At 67.2% G+C, this 1,988-nt stretch carries 4 protein-coding genes; all 4 read right to left on the reverse strand.

Features of this window, described 5'->3' with window-relative positions:
• On the reverse strand, positions 1-232 hold a 232-nt coding region (locus PROKR_RS00895), incomplete at its 3' end, for a DivIVA domain-containing protein (RefSeq protein WP_036958910.1).
• 262 nt (positions 233-494) lie between these two features.
• On the reverse strand, positions 495-791 hold the full coding sequence (locus PROKR_RS00900; RefSeq protein ID WP_036958911.1) for a YggT family protein: 297 nt from the start codon (positions 789-791) through the stop codon (positions 495-497).
• A 157-nt stretch (positions 792-948) separates the two neighbouring features.
• Entirely contained in the window at positions 949-1,419 is a 471-nt protein-coding gene (locus tag PROKR_RS00905; RefSeq protein WP_020016673.1) for a cell division protein SepF, read from the reverse strand.
• 269 nt (positions 1,420-1,688) lie between these two features.
• Positions 1,689-1,988: laccase domain-containing protein (locus tag PROKR_RS00910; protein WP_036958913.1), on the reverse strand; the 300-nt coding region annotated here is incomplete at its 5' end.

Consider the following 1,988-nt stretch of genomic DNA (forward strand, 5'->3'; position numbering starts at 1 on the left):
GCGCGGCCTGCGCGCGGGCGGGTGCCGCGGCGTCGCTGCGCGACAGCTCCGCGATGCGGCGCTCGGCGGCGGCGACCTTCTGCCGGAGGCCCTCGTTCTCCTCCTGGACGTTGGTCAGCGTCCGCACGACCTCGTCGAGAAAGTCGTCGACCTCTTCGACGTCATAGCCCTCGCGGAACTTCGTCGCGGAGAACTTCTTGTTGAGGATGTCCTCTGCAGTAAGCAGTGCCATCGTGTCACCTCGAAAGTTGGAACGGAACGCTGAACTCGGACGTCGGCGCTAGCAAGCCGCGCGCCCTTCGCCGAAGCCCACGGTAGCGGACGACATCGGCGCGGGACACCGGGAGCACCCCCGGGCACGATTTCCTCACAGAGTGTGCCGGGTCACCCCAGGCCGTTTCCATGGGGAGGTCAATGTTTTCGCACACTTCGCCGTCGGCAGCTCGACCAGGCCTGCCGCGAACCGGCACACATTCACCACGTGGCCGGACGTGTCAGACCCTCGCCGCCCAGGCCCCGACCAGCTGCGAGAGGATCGAGACGCCGAAGAACAGGACGATGAAGGCCAGGTCGAGCTGCACCTGACCCAGTCGCAGCGGCGGGATCAGCCGGCGCAGGAACCGCAGAGGCGGGTCCGTCACCGTGTAGACCGCCTCGGCGATCACGAGCAGCACACCACGCGGCCTCCAGTCCCGGGCAAAGAACTGCACCCAGTCGAAGATGAGGCGGCCGATCAGGAACAGGATGAAGAGCCACAGCAGAAAGCCGATGAACTGCAGGATCAGATTCACAAGGCACAACCTAACGCGTCCGGCCCCTGGACCACACGAGCCACCACGAACATGCTTCCCGATTCACTCGTCCGCGCATCGGGGCCCGGGGACAGACGTGAGCGGAGGGCGTCCGCCGTAGCGACCGCCCTCCGCCCAGGTCTCGTGATGCCGGTGTTCAGCTCTGGTTGTAGAAGCCGCCACGGCCGTTCGGCTTCTCGGTGGCGACCTGCTCCTCGGCCGCGATCTCCACGTGCTCGGGAGAGAGCAGGAAGACCTTGTTGGTCACCCGCTCGATCGAGCCGTGCAGCCCGAAGATGAGGCCGGCGGAGAAGTCCACCAGGCGCTTGGCGTCGGCGTCGTCCATGTCGGAGAGGTTCATGATGACCGGGGTACCGGCGCGGAATGCCTCGCCGATGCTCCGGGCGTCGTTGTACGACCGCGGGTGCACGGTCGTGATGCGGCGCAGGTCCGAGGAAGACAGGGCCTCGCGGGGAACGCCGTCGCGGTGCAGCGGCGTGACCTGTGCGTGCCGGTGGTCCTCCACGTTTTCCTCCAGGCCCTCGTCGTACTCGTCGAGGTACTCCTGCTCGCCCTGATCGTCGGCGAGGCCCAGATACAGCATGGTCTTGCGAAGCGCTCCGGCCATCGCACACTCTCCGTTCGTCGCCTGCTGTGCGTCCTTCTGTCTGTGTCCAGCGGGCCCGTACAACAGGTCCGACCTTGACCTCTCGTCGAGGTCGCCTTGACAAAAGTAGCCCGGCGCAATCCGACCCGGAAGTGCGACACGCCGTGCCACGAACAACTTTGCCAAAGTTGTTCAGCGATTGCTCGCTAAAAACGACATCCGTGTGATTTCGCAGGTCAGGGCCATGTTATCGGCGTGTCGCGGAGTTGGCACAGATCGGCCACGGACGGTCAGAGAAGCGCCACGACGCCCGCCTGGCGGCCGGTCGTGACACCCGTCACGCTCGCCCGCCGGTGCGAGAACAGCTCCTTGTCCTCGAACGTGCAGCGTCCCAGGAGCGTCGCTTCGACGCCCCGGGCCGCGAGCTGGGCGACCACGCCCGCGGGCAGGTCGAGCCCTGGCGTACCGTCGTCGGTGGTCGCGAACGTCTCGGGCACGACGGCCGCCACCTCCTCACGCATCGCCGCCGGCACCTCGTAGCACCGCCCGCACACCGCGGGCCCGACGGCGGCGCGCACGTGCGCCGGGTC

Source organism: Promicromonospora kroppenstedtii DSM 19349 (assembly GCF_000515355.1).
GTDB lineage: Bacteria > Actinomycetota > Actinomycetes > Actinomycetales > Cellulomonadaceae > Promicromonospora > Promicromonospora kroppenstedtii.